The 19,184-nt window shown below is 58.7% G+C and carries 20 protein-coding genes; 12 read left to right on the top strand and 8 right to left on the bottom strand.

Translation table 11 applies throughout. The features are described 5' to 3' along the window. Positions 1-171: 171 nt before the first annotated feature. The 4 genes from groL to HU765_RS18930 all read right to left on the bottom strand — a co-directional run bounded on the left by groL (position 172) and on the right by HU765_RS18930 (position 3,693). Complete coding sequence (gene groL, locus HU765_RS18945) at positions 172-1,818, bottom strand: chaperonin GroEL (protein ID WP_186530161.1); 1,647 nt, start codon at positions 1,816-1,818, stop codon at positions 172-174. Positions 1,819-1,867: 49 nt separating this feature from the next. Further along, entirely contained in the window at positions 1,868-2,161 is a 294-nt protein-coding gene (locus HU765_RS18940) for a co-chaperone GroES (protein ID WP_057723898.1), read from the bottom strand. Between the two features lie 258 nt (positions 2,162-2,419). Continuing rightward, on the bottom strand, positions 2,420-2,896 hold the full coding sequence (locus tag HU765_RS18935) for an FxsA family protein (protein ID WP_186622270.1): 477 nt from the start codon (positions 2,894-2,896) through the stop codon (positions 2,420-2,422). A 71-nt stretch (positions 2,897-2,967) separates the two neighbouring features. Beyond that, positions 2,968-3,693 (bottom strand): HugZ family protein, encoded by a 726-nt coding sequence (locus HU765_RS18930; RefSeq protein WP_186622268.1) that lies wholly within the window; start codon positions 3,691-3,693, stop codon positions 2,968-2,970. A gap of 163 nt (positions 3,694-3,856) precedes the next feature. Between HU765_RS18930 and HU765_RS18925 the strand changes: the two genes are divergently transcribed. Continuing rightward, positions 3,857-4,615, top strand: coding sequence for an SDR family oxidoreductase (locus HU765_RS18925; protein ID WP_186622266.1), 759 nt, complete (start codon positions 3,857-3,859; stop codon positions 4,613-4,615). Positions 4,616-4,741: 126 nt separating this feature from the next. Here the strand turns inward: HU765_RS18925 and apbC are convergent, their stop codons facing one another. Further along, positions 4,742-5,836 (bottom strand): iron-sulfur cluster carrier protein ApbC, encoded by a 1,095-nt coding sequence (gene apbC, locus HU765_RS18920; RefSeq protein WP_186550059.1) that lies wholly within the window; start codon positions 5,834-5,836, stop codon positions 4,742-4,744. Between the two features lie 307 nt (positions 5,837-6,143). Here apbC and metG point away from each other — a divergent pair, with 307 nt between their 5' ends. The 8 genes from metG to HU765_RS18880 all read left to right on the top strand — a co-directional run bounded on the left by metG (position 6,144) and on the right by HU765_RS18880 (position 12,972). Further along, entirely contained in the window at positions 6,144-8,195 is a 2,052-nt protein-coding gene (gene metG, locus HU765_RS18915; RefSeq protein WP_186622263.1) for a methionine--tRNA ligase, read from the top strand. Between the two features lie 130 nt (positions 8,196-8,325). Further along, positions 8,326-8,895 carry an Rnf-Nqr domain containing protein gene (locus HU765_RS18910; protein WP_186622254.1) on the top strand — a complete coding sequence of 190 codons (570 nt, stop codon included), beginning with the start codon at positions 8,326-8,328 and terminating at the stop codon, positions 8,893-8,895. Next, complete coding sequence (gene rsxB, locus HU765_RS18905; protein ID WP_186622252.1) at positions 8,892-9,899, top strand: electron transport complex subunit RsxB; 1,008 nt, start codon at positions 8,892-8,894, stop codon at positions 9,897-9,899. The genes HU765_RS18910 and rsxB overlap by 4 nt, the downstream gene beginning before the upstream one ends. Beyond that, a complete protein-coding gene (locus tag HU765_RS18900; RefSeq protein ID WP_186622251.1) occupies positions 9,886-10,869 on the top strand; it encodes an RnfABCDGE type electron transport complex subunit D in 984 nt (327 codons plus the stop codon). Before rsxB ends, HU765_RS18900 begins: the two co-directional genes overlap by 14 nt. Continuing rightward, positions 10,866-11,471, top strand: a complete 606-nt coding sequence (locus HU765_RS18895) for an RnfABCDGE type electron transport complex subunit G (protein WP_186622250.1) — start codon at positions 10,866-10,868, stop codon at positions 11,469-11,471. The genes HU765_RS18900 and HU765_RS18895 overlap by 4 nt, the downstream gene beginning before the upstream one ends. Further along, positions 11,468-12,049, top strand: coding sequence for an Rnf-Nqr domain containing protein (locus tag HU765_RS18890; protein ID WP_186622249.1), 582 nt, complete (start codon positions 11,468-11,470; stop codon positions 12,047-12,049). Before HU765_RS18895 ends, HU765_RS18890 begins: the two co-directional genes overlap by 4 nt. Beyond that, positions 12,046-12,684, top strand: coding sequence for an endonuclease III (gene nth / locus HU765_RS18885; RefSeq protein WP_186622248.1), 639 nt, complete (start codon positions 12,046-12,048; stop codon positions 12,682-12,684). Before HU765_RS18890 ends, nth begins: the two co-directional genes overlap by 4 nt. A gap of 105 nt (positions 12,685-12,789) precedes the next feature. Next, positions 12,790-12,972 (top strand): hypothetical protein, encoded by a 183-nt coding sequence (locus tag HU765_RS18880; RefSeq protein WP_186622247.1) that lies wholly within the window; start codon positions 12,790-12,792, stop codon positions 12,970-12,972. Positions 12,973-13,061: 89 nt separating this feature from the next. Here the strand turns inward: HU765_RS18880 and HU765_RS18875 are convergent, their stop codons facing one another. Beyond that, complete coding sequence (locus tag HU765_RS18875; protein ID WP_186550040.1) at positions 13,062-13,688, bottom strand: response regulator transcription factor; 627 nt, start codon at positions 13,686-13,688, stop codon at positions 13,062-13,064. Positions 13,689-14,161: 473 nt separating this feature from the next. Between HU765_RS18875 and HU765_RS18870 the strand changes: the two genes are divergently transcribed. Next, positions 14,162-14,878 (top strand): hypothetical protein, encoded by a 717-nt coding sequence (locus tag HU765_RS18870; RefSeq protein WP_186622246.1) that lies wholly within the window; start codon positions 14,162-14,164, stop codon positions 14,876-14,878. Positions 14,879-15,004: 126 nt separating this feature from the next. Here the strand turns inward: HU765_RS18870 and HU765_RS18865 are convergent, their stop codons facing one another. Both HU765_RS18865 and HU765_RS18860 read right to left on the bottom strand, forming a co-directional pair. Next, entirely contained in the window at positions 15,005-16,222 is a 1,218-nt protein-coding gene (locus HU765_RS18865) for an argininosuccinate synthase (protein ID WP_186622245.1), read from the bottom strand. A gap of 129 nt (positions 16,223-16,351) precedes the next feature. Beyond that, entirely contained in the window at positions 16,352-17,266 is a 915-nt protein-coding gene (locus HU765_RS18860) for an OmpA family protein (RefSeq protein WP_186622244.1), read from the bottom strand. A 160-nt stretch (positions 17,267-17,426) separates the two neighbouring features. Here HU765_RS18860 and pyrC point away from each other — a divergent pair, with 160 nt between their 5' ends. Further along, positions 17,427-18,473, top strand: a complete 1,047-nt coding sequence (pyrC, locus tag HU765_RS18855) for a dihydroorotase (RefSeq protein ID WP_186622242.1) — start codon at positions 17,427-17,429, stop codon at positions 18,471-18,473. Next, complete coding sequence (rnt, locus tag HU765_RS18850; protein ID WP_186550032.1) at positions 18,470-19,144, top strand: ribonuclease T; 675 nt, start codon at positions 18,470-18,472, stop codon at positions 19,142-19,144. The genes pyrC and rnt overlap by 4 nt, the downstream gene beginning before the upstream one ends. The last annotated feature ends 40 nt before the right edge of the window (positions 19,145-19,184 follow it).

The following is a 19,184-nucleotide window of genomic DNA, read 5'->3' as shown; positions in this document are numbered from 1 at the left end:
AGTGAGCTTGCTCGCGATAGCGGTGTGTCAGTCACTGACTATTTGAATGACACACCGCTATCGCGAGCAAGCTCACTCCTACAGGGGATCGGTGTGAAGCTGAAATCTGGGCAATAAAAAACCCCGCTGATTTTCGCCAGCGGGGTTTTTCGTTACAGGGCCAGGGCTGGCTTACATCATGCCGCCCATGCCACCCATGCCGCCCATGTCTGGCATACCGCCGCCAGCCGAGCCTTCTTTCTTCGGTGCATCAGCGATCGCCGCTTCAGTGGTCAGGATCAGACCGCCGATGGAGGATGCTGCCTGCAGCGCCGAACGAGTCACCTTGGTTGGGTCCAGAATGCCCAGTTCGATCATGTCGCCGTATTCGCCGGAAGCGGCGTTGTAACCGTAGTTACCTTTGCCGTTCTTCACTTCGTTGACGACAACACTTGGCTCGTCACCGGAGTTGGCAGCGATCTGACGCAGCGGCGCTTCAACAGCGCGACGCAGCACCGCGATGCCGACGTTCTGGTCAGCGTTGTCGCCGGTCAGACCGGTCAAGGCTTCCAGAGCACGGATCAGCGCAACGCCACCGCCAGGCACCACGCCTTCTTCAACGGCTGCACGGGTTGCGTGCAGGGCGTCTTCAACGCGGGCTTTCTTCTCTTTCATTTCAACTTCGGAACCGGCGCCAACCTTGATCACTGCAACGCCGCCGGACAGCTTGGCCAGACGCTCTTGCAGTTTTTCACGGTCGTAGTCCGAGGAAGTTTCGGCAACCTGGGCGCGGATCTGAGCGATACGGCCTTCGATGTCTGCCTGCACGCCAGCACCGTCAACGATGATGGTGTTTTCCTTGGAGATGGTCACGCGCTTGGCGCTACCCAGGTTTTCCAGGGTGGCGCTTTCGAGGCTCAGGCCGATCTCTTCGGAGATGACAGTACCGCCGGTCAGAACAGCGATGTCCTGCAGCATGGCCTTGCGACGGTCGCCGAAACCTGGAGCCTTGACGGCCGCGACTTTGACGATGCCACGCATGTTGTTCACAACCAGCGTCGCCAGGGCTTCGCCTTCAACGTCTTCGGAAACGATCAGCAGCGGACGGCCGGCTTTGGCAACGGCTTCCAGTACTGGCAGCATTTCACGGATGTTGGAGATTTTTTTGTCGACCAGCAGGATCAGCGGGCTGTCCAGCTCGGCAACCATGGTGTCTGGCTTGTTGACGAAGTACGGCGACAGGTAGCCACGGTCGAACTGCATGCCTTCTACAACCGACAGTTCGTTTTCCAGGCCCGAGCCTTCTTCAACGGTGATCACGCCTTCTTTGCCGACTTTTTCCATGGCTTCGGCAATGATGTCGCCGATGGAGCTGTCGGAGTTGGCAGAGATGGTGCCTACCTGAGCAATAGCCTTGGTGTCAGCGCATGGCTTGGACAGTTTTTTCAGCTCGGCAACGATGGCGATGGTTGCCTTGTCGATACCGCGCTTGAGGTCCATTGGGTTCATGCCGGCAGCGACGGCCTTGTAGCCCTCGTTGACGATTGCCTGAGCCAGAACGGTAGCGGTGGTGGTGCCGTCGCCTGCGTCATCGTTGGCACGGGAGGCAACGTCTTTGACCAGCTGCGCGCCCATGTTTTCGAAACGGTCTTCCAGTTCGATTTCTTTTGCTACGGAAACGCCATCCTTGGTGATGGTCGGAGCGCCGAAGCTTTTCTCGATGATCACGTTACGGCCTTTCGGGCCCAGGGTCGCTTTTACCGCGTCAGCCAGAACGTTGACGCCTTTGAGCATCTTGGAGCGGGCGGAATCGCCGAATTTAACTTCTTTAGCAGCCATGATCGATATTCCTTAAATACTTTGTAGTAACGGGAAAATGAACGGGAAATCAGTCTTCCAGAACGGCGAGAATTTCGTTCTCGCTCATTACCAGCAGGTCTTCGCCGTCGACTTTCACAGTGTTGCTGCCGGAGTAAGGGCCGAAAACAACCTTGTCACCCACTTTCACGGCCAGCGCACGTACTTCACCGTTTTCCAGTGCCTTGCCTGGACCCGCAGCCAGAATCACACCGTGGTTGGCTTTTTCAGCAGCCGAACCTGGCAGGACGATACCGCCAGCGGTTTTCTTTTCTTCTTCGCTGCGACGGATAACGACGCGGTCATGCAGAGGACGAAGCTTCATTGTCGATCTCTCCTAATTGTGGTTTTCATCGGCCGGTGTAGTCCCGGCGGGTTTAACGAATCCGGCCTGCGCCGGTTGCGGTCCGTCGAGCGAACCGCGCAAGTCTGTCCGGTTTGAATACCGGAAACCTTTCGGTGACCGATACATAGGGGCGTACAAGCCGATTACAAGGGCTGACGGAAAAAATTTTTCATCGCGGCAGCGTAAAAAAGTGCGCAAACGAACACGGCACCCGAAGGTGCCGTGTCGATGCAGAGGTTACTTGTGGTCGCGGTGTTCGAACTCACCTTCGATCACATTCGGCTCGCGTCCCAGCGGCTCGCGCGGCGCAGGACCGCCACGCGATTGCAGGTCGTCGGCGAAGGCGCGTTGGCGCATGGCCTGGTCTTCGGCGCGCTGGCGCATTTTGTTTGCCAGCCGACGACGAGTGAACGGCAACAGCATCACCAGACCCACCACATCGCTGATGAAACCCGGAATGATCAACAAGCCACCGGCCAGTGCCAGCATCAGGCCTTCGAGCATGGTTTGTGCGGGCAGTTCGCCGCGGTTCAGGCTTTCACGGGCACGCAGTGCCGTGGCCAGACCGGCGATGCGCAACACAAACACACCGAACATCGAGCCGACAATGATCAGCAGCAGGGCCGGGAAAAACCCGATCGCCCCTGCCACTTTGACGAATACGAACAGCTCCAGCACTGGAAACAGCAGAAAGAGCAACAGAAAAGGGCGCATCAAAGTTTCCTCAACGCAAGAAATGCCTTGCAGTAAGCCTTAGATGACGTCGCCCTTGCGTGAATTCAAGCTTAATCTGCCGTATTTTTTGGCCAGGATGCGGCGTGAGCCAGAGAAACCAAGGTCTCGCGTACTTGTGTCGGCGTATTACATGGCGCTGCGAAGGGCAACCAATACACCGCCTGACCAATGCGCAGGTGCATACCCTCACTGTCGATCCCGGCCAGTTGCGCCGGCACGGTACTCGGCAGCCCGGCGAGTTCGACGTAATGGGCGATGGCCTTGGCGTGGTCACTGTTCATGTGCTCGACCATGCTGATCTCAGCCTTGCCGGCGAACGGATTGGCCAGGGTCAGATTCTCAACCCAGTGGATCGCACCGAAACCGCCGATGTAGCGGTGACGCACCGGATTGAGCACCCAGAAATCAAAGTCATGGGCCTTGTGATAGTTCTGCGAATCCGGGAAGTAACGGTAATAACGCTCGGCGGCGGCATCAATGGTGGCAGGATCTTCCAGCTTTTGCGCTTCGGCCAAATACGTCAGACGCCCGACAGCCTGCACGTCGTCGGCTTCACGTTCGCCGACCAGCATCGAACACTTCGGATCTTTTTGCAGATTGTGCGTGTGCTGGGCAATGCGGCTGATCAGGATCAGCGGACGGCCCTGCTCGTCCAGGCAATACGGCACAACGGAGCCAAAAGGAAATCCCGGCATCGACTTGGAGTGAGTCGACAGCACTCCGCGGTATTCCTTGAGAAGCAATTCTCGGGCATTCTTCGCCACTTCAACGCTCAATTTATGACTCCTTAAATGGATTCCGTCTAGAAAACGGACAGGCGCGCGGATAAAAGTAACCGGCACGTATCGGGTAATGCTCATGGGCAACCTGGCCTGGACCGGTGCCGAGCGAGCGTTGCCGACAACAAAAACAACTCAGACCTGCCAGCGAGACATGCGAATGCAACTCAACGACAAAGTAATCATTATCACCGGCGGTTGCCAGGGTTTGGGCCGTTCCATGGCTGAGTATTTCGCCGGCAAAGGCGCGAAACTGGCCTTGGTCGATCTGAACCAGGAAAAACTCGAAGACGCCGTGGCCGCGTGCAAAGCCAAGGGTGTCGAAGCGCGCAGCTACCTGTGCAACGTCGCCAATGAAGAGCAGGTCGAGCACATGGTTGCTCAGGTCGCCGCCGATTTCGGCGCGATTCACGGTCTGATCAACAATGCCGGCATCCTGCGCGATGGCCTGCTATTGAAGGTCAAGGATGGCGAAATGACCAAGATGAGCCTGGCCCAGTGGCAGGCGGTGATCGACGTCAACCTGACCGGTGTTTTCCTCTGCACCCGTGAGGTGGCGGCGAAAATGGTCGAGTTAAAGAATAGCGGCGCGATTATCAACATTTCGTCCATTTCTCGTGCGGGCAATGTTGGCCAGACCAACTATTCCGCAGCCAAGGCCGGCGTGGCGGCGGCGACCGTGACCTGGGCGAAAGAACTGGCGCGCTACGGCATTCGCGTAGCGGGCATTGCACCGGGCTTTATCGAAACCGAGATGACGCTGGGAATGAAGCCGGAAGCGCTGGAGAAGATGACTTCGGGGATTCCCCTCAAGCGCATGGGCAGGCCGGAAGAGATCGCCCATTCGGCGGCGTACATCTTCGAAAACGACTATTACACCGGGCGGATTCTGGAGATGGATGGCGGGTTGCGGATCTAACCGACGATACAAAACAACTGTGGGAGCGGGCTTGCTCGCGAACGCGTTGGGTCAGACAACTAATCAGTTGAATGACACACCGCGTTCGCGAGCAAGCCCGCTCCCACATTTTTATCCAGCGTTTGTTTAATCGTCGCTGATGGTGATATTCGGCATCGCCGGCGTTGCCGCTTCCTGCAACACAATGCGCGCGCCAACGTGGCGGGCCAGTTCCTGATAGACCATGGCAATCTGGCTGTCCGGCTCGGCGATCACCGTAGGTTTGCCACCGTCGGCCTGCTCACGGATCAGCATCGACAGTGGTAGCGAGGCCAGTAATTCGACGCCGTACTGGGTCGCCAGTTTCTCACCGCCGCCTTCACCGAACAAATGCTCGGCATGGCCGCAGTTCGAGCAGATGTGCACCGCCATGTTTTCCACCACGCCCAGCACCGGAATGTTGACCTTGCGGAACATTTCCACGCCCTTGCGCGCATCGAGCAGCGCCAGATCCTGCGGCGTGGTGACAATCACCGCGCCCGCCACCGGGACTTTCTGCGCCAGGGTCAGTTGGATATCACCGGTGCCCGGCGGCATGTCGATCACCAGATAGTCCAGGTCGCCCCACGCGGTTTGTGTGACCAGTTGCAGCAACGCCCCGGAAACCATCGGCCCGCGCCAGACCATCGGCGTGTTGTCGTCGGTCAGGAACGCCATGGACATGACTTCCACGCCATGGGCCTTGAGTGGCACGAACCACTTCTGATCCTTGACCTCCGGGCGGGTGCGCTCGGGAATGCCGAACATGATGCCCTGGCTCGGGCCGTAGATATCGGCGTCGAGAATGCCCACCTTCGCGCCTTCGCGGGCCAGCGCCAGCGCGAGGTTGGCGGCGGTGGTCGATTTGCCCACGCCGCCCTTGCCGGACGCCACCGCGACCACGTTCTTGACGTTGGCCAGCCCCGGAATCTGCGCCTGGGCCTTGTGCGCGGCGATCACGCTGGTCACTTCGACGCGAGCAATCACCACGCCTTCGATGTTTTCAATGGCCAGTTGCAGAAGTTGCGCCCAACCGCTCTTGAACAGGCCGGCGGCATAACCGATTTCCATCTGCACATTGACGCGATCACCGACGATCTCGATGTTTTTCACACAACCGGCGCTGACCGGGTCCTGGTTCAGGTAGGGGTCGGTGTATTGGCTGAGGACGGCTTCCACCGCTGCGCGAGTGACGGCGCTCATGGGCAACTCCGATAACAAGACTGGAAAAGATGACGGCTATCCTACGCTGGAGACCGATCTGAGGCGAACAGATTACCCGAGCTGGAAAGCCACTGTGGTGAGGGGATTTATCCCCGTTCGGCTGCGCAGCAGTCGCCAATTCATTGCACGCGGTATGACTGTTACACCGAGAAAGCAGGTTTTGGGGCGGCTTTGCCACCCAGCGGGGATAAATCCCCTCGCCACAAGTCCCAGCGGCGCAGGGGTGAAAAATATGCGCCGGCGCTTTATAGTGGCCGACCTCCGTTTCATCAAGTAGCGAAGCCCCATGTCCGAGCCACGCAAGATCCTCGTCACCAGCGCCCTGCCCTACGCCAACGGTTCGATCCACCTTGGCCACATGCTGGAATACATCCAGACCGATATGTGGGTGCGCTTCCAGAAGCATCGCGGCAACCAATGCATTTACGTCTGCGCCGACGACGCCCACGGTTCGGCGATCATGCTGCGTGCGGAAAAGGAAGGCATCACCCCGGAACAACTGATCGCCAACGTGCAGGCTGAACACAGCGCCGACTTTGCCGACTTCCTGGTCGATTTCGACAACTTCCACTCCACTCACGCCGAAGAAAACCGTGAGCTGTCGAGCCAGATCTACCTCAAGCTGCGTGACGCCGGGCACATCGCCCAGCGCTCGATCACCCAGTATTTCGACCCGGAAAAGAAAATGTTTCTGGCCGATCGCTTCATCAAGGGCACCTGCCCGAAATGTGGCACCGAAGACCAGTACGGCGACAATTGCGAAAAATGCGGTGCAACCTACGCACCGACCGACCTGAAGGATCCGAAGTCGGCGATCTCCGGCGCCACCCCGGTGCTCAAAGACTCCCAGCACTTCTTCTTCAAGCTGCCGGACTTCCAGGAAATGCTGCAGGCCTGGACTCGCAGCGGCACCCTGCAAGACGCTGTCGCCAACAAGCTGTCGGAATGGCTGGATGCCGGCCTGCAACAGTGGGACATTTCTCGCGACGCGCCGTACTTCGGTTTCGAGATTCCGGGCGAGCCGGGCAAGTATTTCTACGTGTGGCTGGACGCGCCGATCGGTTACATGGCCAGCTTCAAGAACCTCTGTGATCGCACGCCGGAGCTGGACTTCGACGCGTTCTGGGGCAAGGACTCGACCGCCGAGCTGTACCATTTCATCGGCAAGGACATCGTCAACTTCCACGCGCTGTTCTGGCCAGCCATGCTTGAAGGCGCGGGCTTCCGCAAGCCGACCGCAATCAACGTGCACGGCTACCTGACCGTCAACGGCCAGAAGATGTCAAAGTCGCGCGGTACCTTCATCAAGGCCCGGACTTATCTGGATCACCTGTCGCCGGAATACCTGCGCTACTACTACGCGGCCAAGCTCGGCCGTGGCGTCGACGATCTGGACCTGAACCTCGAAGACTTCGTGCAGAAGGTCAACTCCGACCTGGTCGGCAAAGTGGTCAACATCGCCAGCCGCTGCGCCGGCTTTATCCACAAGGGCAACGCCGGGCTGCTGGTCGACAACAATGCCGCGCCGGAGCTGACCGAGGCCTTCCTCGCCGCCGCGCCCGGCATTGCCGACGCTTATGAAGCCCGCGATTTCGCCCGTGCCATGCGCGAAACCATGGCCCTGGCCGACCGCGCCAATGCGTGGATCGCCGACAAGGCACCGTGGTCGCTGAACAAGCAGGAAGGCAAACAGGATAAAGTCCAGGCGATCTGCGCCACCGGCATCAACCTGTTCCGCCAGTTGGTGATTTTCCTCAAACCGGTACTGCCGCTGCTGGCCGCCGATGCCGAGGCGTTCCTCAACGTCGCACCGCTGACGTGGAACGACCACACCACCTTGCTGGCCAACCATCAGCTCAACGAATTCAAACCGTTGATGACCCGCATCGACCCGGTAAAAGTACAAGCCATGACCGACGCCTCGAAAGAAGACCTGACCGCCAGCCAGACTGACACCGGCGCCGCCGCACCTGCAGGCAACGGCGAGCTGGCCAAGGATCCGCTGTCGCCGGAGATCGACTTCGACGCATTCGCCGCCATCGACCTGCGCGTGGCGCTGATCGTCAAGGCCGAACACGTTGAGGGCGCCGACAAGCTGCTGCGTCTGACCCTGGATATCGGTGACGAGCAACGCAACGTGTTCTCCGGAATCAAGAGCGCTTATCCGGATCCGTCGAAACTCGACGGTCGCCTGACCATGATGATCGCCAACCTCAAGCCACGGAAAATGAAGTTCGGCATTTCCGAAGGCATGGTGATGGCGGCAGGCCCTGGCGGTGAAGAAATCTACCTGCTGAGCCCGGACAGCGGCGCCAAGCCGGGTCAACGCATCAAGTAAGACCTTGCGGTAAATCGATCCCACCGGCGTGCCCCGCATGCCGGTGGGATTTTTCATATCTGGCCCGGCCACCCTGGCGCCCGGATAATGCCTAACCTTACGAGACACCCGCCCGTTTGCCGGCAGAACCATGACCGAACTTGTGCTTACGCTTATCAGTGCTGCGCTGCTCAACAACCTGGTGTTGCACTGGCCGCTGGGCGTCGACCCGCTGTTGGCGAGCAGTCGTCGCCAGGTGCATGCGTTGGGGCTGGCGACGCTGTGTCTGATGGTGATTGTCGGTGTCATCGGTTACGCGGTCTGGCATTGGCTGCTCGTGCCACTGCAACTGCAAGCCTTGCGCCTGTTCGTGTTCCTGCCGTTAAGCGTGGTACTGATTGCGCCGCTGGTGAAGCGGCTGGCGCGTTGGCTGCCAAACCTGCCATTCGATGGGCTATGGCCGCTGTTGCTGGGCAATGCCGGTGTGCTTGGGCTGGCACTGATCAATGCCCAAATCGATAAAGGCCTGCTGCACGCGACAGCACTGAGCCTCGGTGCCGGACTCGGCTTCTGGCTGGTGCTTGGCCTGTTCAACGATTTACGCGAACGCAGCGCCGACAACGATATCCCCCTGCCCTTTCGCGGCCTGCCGATCGATCTGATCGGGGCCGGACTGATCGCAGTGATTTTTCTCGGATTCAGTGGACTGATCAAAACATGAGTCTGATTCAGCGCATCGACGCCCTTTTGCCGCAGACCCAGTGCGGCAAATGCGGCCACCCGGGATGCAAACCGTACGCGCAAGGCATCGCCGATGGCGAACCGATCAACAAGTGCCCTCCGGGGGGTGACGAAACCATCGCGGCCCTGGCCGAGTTGTTGAAAGTGCCGGTGCTGGAACTCGACGTCAGTCGCGGCGCGGCGCCACCGCAAGTAGCATATATCCGCGAAGCCGAATGCATCGGCTGCACCAAGTGCATTCAGGCTTGCCCGATCGACGCCATCGTCGGCGCAGCAAAACTGATGCACACCGTATTGATTGATGAGTGCACCGGCTGCGACTTGTGTGTGGCGCCCTGCCCCGTCGATTGCATCGAAATGCGCCCTTTGCCACCCACAGCATTGCCGGTCACCGGGGGCCTGGCCTTCAGCCTCGACGAGCAACGCGCACGAAATGCCAAACGCGATCATGCCCGCCAGCGCTTCGAGCGGCGCAACGCGCGCCTGCAACGCGAGGAACAGCAAAAGCAGGCTGAGCGCGAAGCCCGGGCCAGACGCGTAGTCCAGCCGCCAGTCTCGACGGCGGATCCCGTGCAGGCGGCACTGGAGCGGGTGCGAGCGCAAAAAACCGCAAACGCAGACGCGGCGTTGAAAAAAGCCAAAATCGACGTGGCGATGAGCCGTGCGCAACTGCACAAGTCGCTGAAAGCGTTCGGCCACCCGCCGACATTCGAACAACAGTCGCAACTGATCGTGCTGCAACAACAGTTCGAAGCGGCCGAACAGGCACTGGTTGCACTCGAACGCGCGGCTGTGCCGGCTCCGGCAGCAACCCCAGCCCCGGCGGCAAACGCGGAGCTGAAGCGAGCGAAGATTCAACTGGCCATGCGCCGCGCCGAACTTAAAAAAGCCCAGGCAGCAGAAGCGCCACCGGAACAGATCGCCACGCTGGAACAAGCGCTACGGAACGCCGAACGTCTGGTGCAAGACCATGCTGCCCCTTGAGTCCACGGATGATCGCCTGCCGCAGGCGATGAAACGAGTGCTGCTCGCCGTCGTTCCTGGATTGTTGGTCTTGTTATGGGTGTATGGCTGGGGGGCATTGATTAACCTGGCCCTGTGCGTCACCACCGGGTTGTTCGTCGAGGCGGCGGTGACAAAGCTGCGCGGTCAGGCCATGCGGGCCACGCTGAGCGATGGCAGCGCGTTGGTCAGCGCAACATTGCTGGGCGCCGCGTTGCCACCTTATTGCCCTTGGTGGCTGACCGTGACGGCGATGGCTGCCGGCTTGTTGTTCGGCAAACACCTGTACGGCGGCCTCGGGAAGAACCCGTTCAACCCGGCGATGCTCGGTTTCGCTTTGGCGATTGTATTGTTCCCGCAGCCAATGACCCAGTGGCCCGCCCAGGGCATGGATCTGTTCAGCGCCCTGCAACAGGTGTTCGCTTCGTCTCAGGCGCCAGACGCCTGGGTGCAGGCGACCGTGCTGGACGCTTTGCGCATCAACAAAAGCCTGACCATGGACGAGCTGTTCGCCGGACATCCCGCGTTCGGTCATTTCGCCGGGCGCGGGGTGGAGTCGGTGAATCTGGCGTTTCTTGCCGGTGGTCTGTTTTTGCTCCAGCGCCGAGTGTTCGGCTGGCACGCGCCGCTGGGCATGCTTGCCAGCCTGACGCTGATCAGTCTGTTGTGCTGGAACGGCTCCGGGTCGGATTCAAATGGCTCGCCGCTGTTCCATCTGCTGAGCGGCGCCACCATGCTCGGCGCCTTTTTCATCATTACCGAACCGGTGTCCGGTGCCAAAAGTGCCCTTGCCCGCCTGCTGTTCGGTGTCGGCGTCGGCCTGCTGACCTACTTGATCCGTACATGGGGCGGCTATCCTGACGGTGTCGCGTTTGCGGTGCTGCTGATGAATTTGTGTGTTCCGACGCTGGAGCGGTTTGCCGCCAAGCGGCAAACGCAGGTTGCCCCATGAGCCGTACGAAAAATGTCCTGACGGTGGTTTTACTGGCTATCGTCGGAATGAGCGTGACGTACCTGTTACAGCGCAGCAGCGCGCCGCAGATTGCCGCCGAACAGCGTCTGATCGACAGCCGCAAGCTGCTCGATGTGCTGCCCGCCGAGCGCTATGACAATCAACCGCTGGAACAACCGCTGACGCTGCCCGACAGTAACTTGCTGCACAGCAAACTGACTGGCGGCTATCGCGCAAGCAAGGCCGGGCTGCCGGTCGCAGTACTGCTACGCAGTCAGACCCAAGGCTACGCGGGCCCGCTTGAATTGCTGGTCGCTATCGATTCCACCGGCAGGCTGATGGGTGTCAAGACGCTCAAGCACACCGAAACACCGGGCCTCGGTGGTCCCGTCGGTGACTGGCCGAATGCCTGGCTACAGATGTTTACCGGCAAATCGCTCACTGCCCCCCCGGACGCAGGCTGGGCGCTGAAAAAAGATCAGGGACAGTTCGATCAGATGGCCGGGGCGACCATCACTTCCCACGCTACCCTTGAGGCCATCCGTGATGCGCTGCGTTACTTCGACGCGCATCGGTCGGCGTTGCTGGAGAACGGCACATGAACTCAGCGGCAACCTCGGCAAGCGCGTTGATGCTGGTGCCGTTGCTCGGCGCTACCGGCTCTCTGGGCGCGGCGTTCGGGACCACCCTGTTATTCTTTGCGGTGCTCATCGGCTATGGCGTGTGCATGTCTGCCTTGCGGTCGCGCCTGACGCTGGCAAGCGCAGTGCTGGCAAGCGTGGTACTCGCAGCCACAATCACCAGCTGTGCCGAGATCATTGCGCAGCGCTGGTTTCTGCCCTGGTATCAGACTTCTGCCCTCTATGCGGGGTTGATCGCCTGGCAATGCGTGGTGCTGGAACACAGCGGTTTCTTTCGCTATCCGCTGGCCGTGCGCTGCAGACGCTGCGGTCTGTTCGCCAGCCTGATGCTGCTGCTTGCCGGGCTGCGTGAAGTCATCGGACGCGGCAGTCTGGGTCAGGGCTTGTTTGAACACTGGCATGGCCTGGTTGTATTCAGCGAGGGGCTGCATCTGTTCACGCTGGTTCCCGGCGCCTTTATAGTGTTGGGGCTGTTGTTGGCGGCCCGTCAGGCGATGACTCGCCCGCACTCTGTTACCAAGGAAACGCATCATCTATGAATGCCGCAAAACGTCTCGAGATCTTTCGCCGCCTGCACGAAGACAATCCCGAACCGAAGACCGAACTGGCCTATTCATCGCCTTTCGAACTGTTGATCGCGGTGATTCTTTCGGCGCAATCAACCGACGTGGGCGTCAACAAGGCCACTGCAAAACTGTTCCCGGTGGCCAATACCCCCGCGGCGATCTACGCCTTGGGTGTCGAAGGCTTGTCCGAGTACATCAAGACCATTGGCCTGTATAACAGCAAAGCAAAAAACGTCATTGAAACCTGCCGTTTGCTGGTTGAGCGCCACAACAGTGAAGTCCCGCAGTCCCGCGAAGAACTTGAAGCCCTGCCCGGCGTAGGACGCAAGACCGCCAATGTGGTGCTCAACACCGCGTTTCGCCAGTTGACCATGGCGGTCGACACGCACATTTTCCGCGTCAGCAATCGCACCGGCATTGCACCGGGCAAGAATGTGGTCGAGGTGGAAAAGAAACTGATGAAGTTTGTACCCAAAGAATTCCTGCTCGATTCACACCACTGGCTGATCCTGCACGGTCGTTACGTCTGTCTGGCGCGCAAACCGCGGTGTGGCAGCTGCCGCATCGAGGATCTGTGCGAATACAAAGCCAAAACCTCGGACGATTGAGCGTTATCGGGTTTTTGCACCCATCGATTGAAAAAATCTTTTTTACCCGCCGCAGTATTGTCGATATAAGGGGCGCCAAAGGCAGTCTTAGCCGGGAGTTAACCGATGAGTACCGACAAAGAACAATTGGATGTAGACGAAGATTTTATCGCCGTAGAAGCCGACGAAGTGGAACCTGTAGCGGTCGAGGTGGCGAAAACCAACCTGAGCAAACGTCGCACCATCGATAACCTGCTGGAGGAGCGCCGATTGCAACGGCAATTGGCCGATTACGATTTTGACCTCTGAGTTTTAAAAGCCTCCCGACCCGGAGGCTTTTTATTTTCTGCGACTAGCTGAATGCGATCGGCCCATGACCCTGTCAGCTATGCGCGTACTCAAACAAGTCCGTTGCGTTGTGCAAGTTCGATCAGATCAACCAGCGAGCGGGCGTTGAGCTTCAATAACAAGCGGGTTTTGTAGGTACTCACCGTCTTGTTACTCAAAAACATGCCGTCGGCGATTTCCTTGTTGGTTTTACCCCGCGCCAACTGTTGCAACACCATCATCTCCCGTCCGGAAAGACGATCGACCATGTCGGCTTCACTGGCATTGCCCAGGCTGGTACGCACGGTATGCAGCGCCTGATTGGGAAAATAACTGTAGCCAGAGAGAACGGCCTTGATGGCACTGAGCAGTTCAGTCAGATCCTGCTGTTTACAGACGTATCCCGCCGCGCCTGATTGCATGCAGCGCATCGAAAAATGTCCCGGCGCCTGCGAGGTCAGAACCAGGACTTTAATAGGCATGGCGGTGGACGTCAGACGCGCAATAACTTCCAGGCCATCAAGTTTCGGTATTCCAATATCCAGAATGACAATATCCGGCATTTGTTCGCGAGCAATCTGCAAGGCATCGACACCATTGTCAGTTTCTGCAATGACTTCGTAGCCATGCCGTTCCATCAGCATACGCACTGCAAGCCGAATGACGGGGTGGTCATCCACGATCAGCACTTTATTCATGGGCAGGTCCAGTTTTCGCGGTTCGATTTTTTAGAACACGCACAATATCCCAGTCACTTGCCCCATGGCATGCCAAGTCTGACACGCGCTTACATCGCGAGACATTCCCTACACCGATTGAGGATAATTCCCACAAAAATTCGCTTTGTTTATCGGACAGTACCCGCTTCGCACCGAAGGAATACTTCCGCTTGCAATTCGTAACAACTTCCGCTCGCGATTTTGCAGCCTCTCGCGGTGGTGCCAATACTCATCGCATCCGCTGGCCTGCGGCAGAACCGCCACCCGCCAGCCTGAAACTCCGCCTCCCGCTCTCCCATGAATACTTGTGCAGCCGGAACTTAATAAAAACCTGAAACAACAGTTCGATACTTAACTATATTCTTTTGCTATAAATAGAAACACCCAAAAAAACATCAAACTGCAATCAAGCCACCCCAAACATACACTTTCCGAGAGTAAGAAAAAACAATATGACCACACTAAGAATTAAAAACAAAATAACCAACCCCATGACCGTCATTGCCATCTTCGCGCTCATATCAGAAACATCAGCAGCGGTATCCCTGCCGTTCCTCGACCACCATGACCGTGCAATCTATGTCTGGTTTCTGATCAGTTTTCCTTTTTACTTGCTGCTCCTGTTCTTCATCACTCTGAACTTCAACCACCGCTCGCTCTATTCACCTTCTGATTTTGGCAATGACAAGAATTTCTTGAAGGCCATCGATAACAATGAACGCGACAAGAAAGGATCTGCGACCGGCCTCCCGACTGTCCGGCACTATGCGCTCAAAGTAACCAGCCGCATCGTGCCCGCAAAAACCGATAACACTCAATGCAAGGAAGCATACGAAACGCATAACTCGCTTGATCCACCGACAAACCTCGCTCCCGGCAGCAGTCCGGTCTTACATCACGATATCCGGCTGCCCGCCGCCGTCAGACATCTGCATATCATTGATGCACGAGAGGTTGATGTTTTTAGAGAGGTGGACATCCTGCTGGATAAAATTCGACACACCGACAAGAAAACCGCCCATGCCATCGTGTTTCTGTCCAGTCAGGCGTCGGATGTTTCGCGGATGCGGCAGGCAATGCGGCACATCAAGCACACGAAGAAAGGCTCACCCCGCTGCATCATTTATAACCTGGGGTCGCAAACACTGACCTTGCTGGGGCGGGAATGAAGCATTACTCGCTCGCTCGATCGCTGAAAAAAACTGCCCCATGGCAGCCCGATCAAGAATTCTGTAAAAAAAACGGCCTTGTCTTGCGACACGGCCGTTTTTTCATTGCGCGTCAGTCTGAGTCACTCAGAACAGCTTGCGGCCCTTGTTGGCAGCAATGCGCATGCGCAGCGCATTGAGCTTGATGAAGCCCGCTGCGTCAGCCTGATTGTAAGCACCGCCGTCTTCTTCGAAGGTTGCGATGTTGGCATCGAACAGCGAATCGTCGGACTTGCGGCCGGTCACGATGACGTTGCCTTTATACAGCTTCAGGCGCACCACGCCGTTCACGTTGACCTGCGAAGCGTCAATCATCTGTTGCAGCATCAGACGCTCCGGGCTCCACCAGTAACCGGTGTAGATCAGGCTGGCGTACTTCGGCATCAGCTCATCCTTGAGGTGAGCGACTTCGCGGTCCAGAGTGATCGACTCGATGGCGCGGTGAGCGCGCAGCATGATCGTGCCGCCCGGGGTTTCGTAGCAGCCACGGGACTTCATGCCGACGTAACGGTTTTCGACGATGTCCAGACGGCCGATGCCATGCTCGCCACCGATCTTGTTCAGCGTCGCCAGTACGGTGGCTGGGGTCATTTCGACGCCGTCCAGCGCCACGATGTCGCCGTTGCGGTAGGTCAGTTCCAGGTATTGCGGGGTGTCGGGAGCGTTCTCCGGGGAGACGGTCCAGCGCCACATGTCTTCTTCGTGCTCGGTCCAGGTGTCTTCCAGCACGCCGCCTTCATAGGAGATGTGCAGCAGGTTGGCGTCCATCGAGTACGGGGATTTTTTCTTGCCGTGGCGTTCGATCGGTATCGCGTGCTTCTCGGCGTAGTCCATCAGCTTCTCGCGCGACAGCAGGTCCCACTCGCGCCACGGCGCAATGACTTTCACGCCTGGCTTGAGTGCGTAGGCACCCAGTTCGAAACGCACCTGGTCGTTGCCCTTGCCGGTGGCGCCATGGGAAATGGCGTCGGCGCCGGTTTCGTTGGCGATTTCGATCAGGCGCTTGGCGATCAGCGGACGTGCGATGGACGTACCCAGCAGGTACTCACCTTCGTAAACGGTGTTGGCGCGGAACATCGGGAACACGAAATCACGCACGAATTCTTCGCGCAGGTCGTCGATGTAGATTTCTTTGACGCCCATGGCCTGGGCCTTGGCGCGGGCCGGCTCGACCTCTTCGCCTTGACCGAGATCAGCGGTGAAGGTCACCACTTCACAGTTATAAGTATCCTGCAGCCACTTGAGGATCACCGAAGTGTCCAGGCCGCCGGAATACGCCAGAACGACCTTGTTTACGTCCGCCATGCCATCACTCCACGGGGTTCTACGGAAAGCCGGGGAGTCTACCGCTCAAACGCGATAATTTACAGAGGCGCGACAGCTTAAGACGACAAAGCGACAGAATGTTTCGAGAGCGCGACGATGACCGGCGAGTCAGGAAGTCGCTGCGGTGCTGGCCGGCGTGCTCGCTTGCGGTGCTGGAACCGGGGCCGTTGTCGGTGCCACGCGCGCCAGTTTGACATTGACCCGACGGTTCTTCGCGCGATTGGCCTTATTGGTGTTCGGCACAATGGGGTATTGCTCGCCATGGAAGCGCACGGTGATCTGTGATTCCTGGATGCCGTTGGCCTTGAAGAAATCAACCACCGCCAGCGCCCGGCGGCGCGACAACTCACGATTGGTCAACCGATTGCCGCTGTTGTCGGAATGGCCGTCGAGTTCGATGTGATTGACCGTCGGGTCGGCCTTCATGTAGTCGAGCATGACTTGCAGCTTGGCCTTGGCGGCCGGGTCCAGGTCAACGCCTTCGCCGGGAAAGCCTATCTGCGATTGCTTGATCTGATCAAAATTCTGCGGCAGCAAATTCGCCACACAGGTCTGGTAATCGTTGAACGCTTTGCTGAATTTGACCGGAAGCAGACGTACTTCCGAAACACGGCCATCGCCAGACGCGCGGCGCACTACCGGACTGCGACCATCCAGCAATCCACTGATCAAGCCACCGGCCTGCGATTGCGAGCTGTTGAACAGTACGTTGCCACTGCCCAGCCTGACGCTGCCCAGATTGATGTCGCCGCGCCCTGGCTGCCACGGCGCAGCGGCAGCCAGCAGCGTTGCCGATCCGCCGCCGAGCATGGCGTTATAAGCGTTGAGACGAAAAATCGCCTGCTCGCCGGCCTTGCGCACGAATTCGCCCGAGCCGAAATCGGTGATCGGCTGGGTCAGACGGCATTCGAACTTGTCGCCGGCGACCGTCCACTCAATGCTCTCCAGACGGGTCTGGTACGTCAGCGCCATCGCGGGAAGGCTGGCAAACACACTGAGCAAGGCTAAATAACGCTGGCGCACGGGAGGCTCCATTGGCTTGTGAAACACAAACACCGATTCACACAATGTTTACGGCATACCTTCGGGATATCGGACACTGTCGGCAAAACTTGATAGCGAGTGCCTGCAAGAGTCTTTTCCGGTAGCATTCGCCTCAGTTTGACCCGCCTGGAATCCCCTCATGTCCGACCGCCTGACCCTGCTGCGTCCCGACGACTGGCACATTCATCTTCGCGATGGTGCCGTGTTGACCAATACCGTTGCCGATGTTGCGCGCACCTTCGGTCGCGCCATCATCATGCCCAACCTGGTACCGCCGGTGCGCAACGCCGCTGAAGCCGACGGCTACCGTCAGCGGATCCTCGCTGCCCGCCCGGCCGGCAGTCAGTTCGAGCCGTTGATGGTGCTGTACCTCACCGACCGCACCCAGCCCGAAGAAATCCGCGAGGCCAAGGCCAGCGGCTTCGTGCACGCCGCCAAGCTGTACCCGGCCGGAGCGACCACCAACTCCGACTCCGGTGTAACCAGCATTGACAAGATCTTTCCGGTGCTCGAGGCCATGGCCGAAGTCGGCATGCCGCTGTTGATCCACGGCGAAGTCACGCGCGGCGATGTCGACGTCTTCGACCGCGAAAAAATCTTTATCGATGAGCACATGCGCCGTGTCGTCGAGCGCTTCCCGACGCTGAAAGTGGTATTCGAACACATCACCACTGGCGACGCCGTGCAGTTCGTCAACGAGGCATCGGCCAATGTCGGCGCGACCATCACCGCACATCATCTGCTCTACAACCGCAACCACATGCTGGTAGGCGGAATTCGGCCGCACTTCTACTGCCTGCCGATTCTCAAGCGCAATACGCACCAGGAAGCCCTGCTCGACGCCGCCACCAGCGGCAGCGCAAAGTTTTTCCTCGGCACCGACTCGGCACCGCACGCGCAGCACGCCAAGGAAGCCGCTTGCGGCTGCGCCGGCTGCTACACCGCCTATGCTGCCATCGAGTTGTATGCCGAAGCGTTCGAACAGCGCAATGCGCTGGACAAGCTCGAAGCCTTCGCCAGTCTCAACGGCCCGCGCTTTTACGGCCTGCCGACGAACACCGATCGCATCACCCTGGTTCGTGACGAATGGACCGCCCCGACCAGCCTGCCGTTTGGCGAGTTGACCGTTATCCCGCTGCGCGCCGGTGAAAAACTGCGCTGGCGCCTGCTGGAGGAACACGCGTGAGTGAAGACCATTTCGACGACGAACTGGACGGTCAGAGTGGCGGCGGCCCGCGTCATCCCATGGCAGCACGTTTTCGTGGCTACCTGCCGGTGGTTGTCGACGTAGAAACCGGTGGTTTCAACGCGGCCACCGATGCCTTGCTGGAAATTGCCGCAACCACCGTCGCCATGGATGAAAAGGGTTTCGTTTATCCAGACCACACCTATTTCTTCCGTGTCGAGCCATTCGAAGGCGCCAACGTTGAAGCGGCGGCTCTGGAGTTTACCGGCATCAAGCTTGATCACCCGCTGCGCATGGCCGTCAGTGAAGAAACCGCGCTGACCGATATTTTCCGCGGCATTCGCAAGGCGTTGAAGGCCAACGGCTGCAAGCGTGCGATTCTGGTCGGGCACAACAGCAGCTTCGACCTGGGCTTCCTTAACGCGGCGGTTGCGCGGCTGGACATGAAACGCAACCCGTTCCACCCGTTTTCCAGTTTCGATACCGCGACGCTCGCCGGTCTGGCCTATGGGCAAACCGTGCTGGCGAAAGCCTGTCAGGCCGCCGGCATCGATTTTGACGGTCGTGAGGCGCACTCGGCGCGTTACGACACCGAGAAAACCGCTGAGCTGTTCTGCGGCATCGTCAACCGCTGGAAGCAGATGGGCGGCTGGGAAGATTTCGACGATTGATCCTCGGCGAGCAAATTGCGCGCATAAAAAAACCGGCTAC

Origin of the sequence: Pseudomonas sp. SWRI81 (assembly GCF_014268545.1) — a bacterium.
Lineage (GTDB): Bacteria > Pseudomonadota > Gammaproteobacteria > Pseudomonadales > Pseudomonadaceae > Aquipseudomonas > Aquipseudomonas hamedanensis.
The sequence above is the reverse complement of the archived record's forward strand: the minus strand, read 5'-3'. Positions and strand labels throughout refer to the sequence as shown.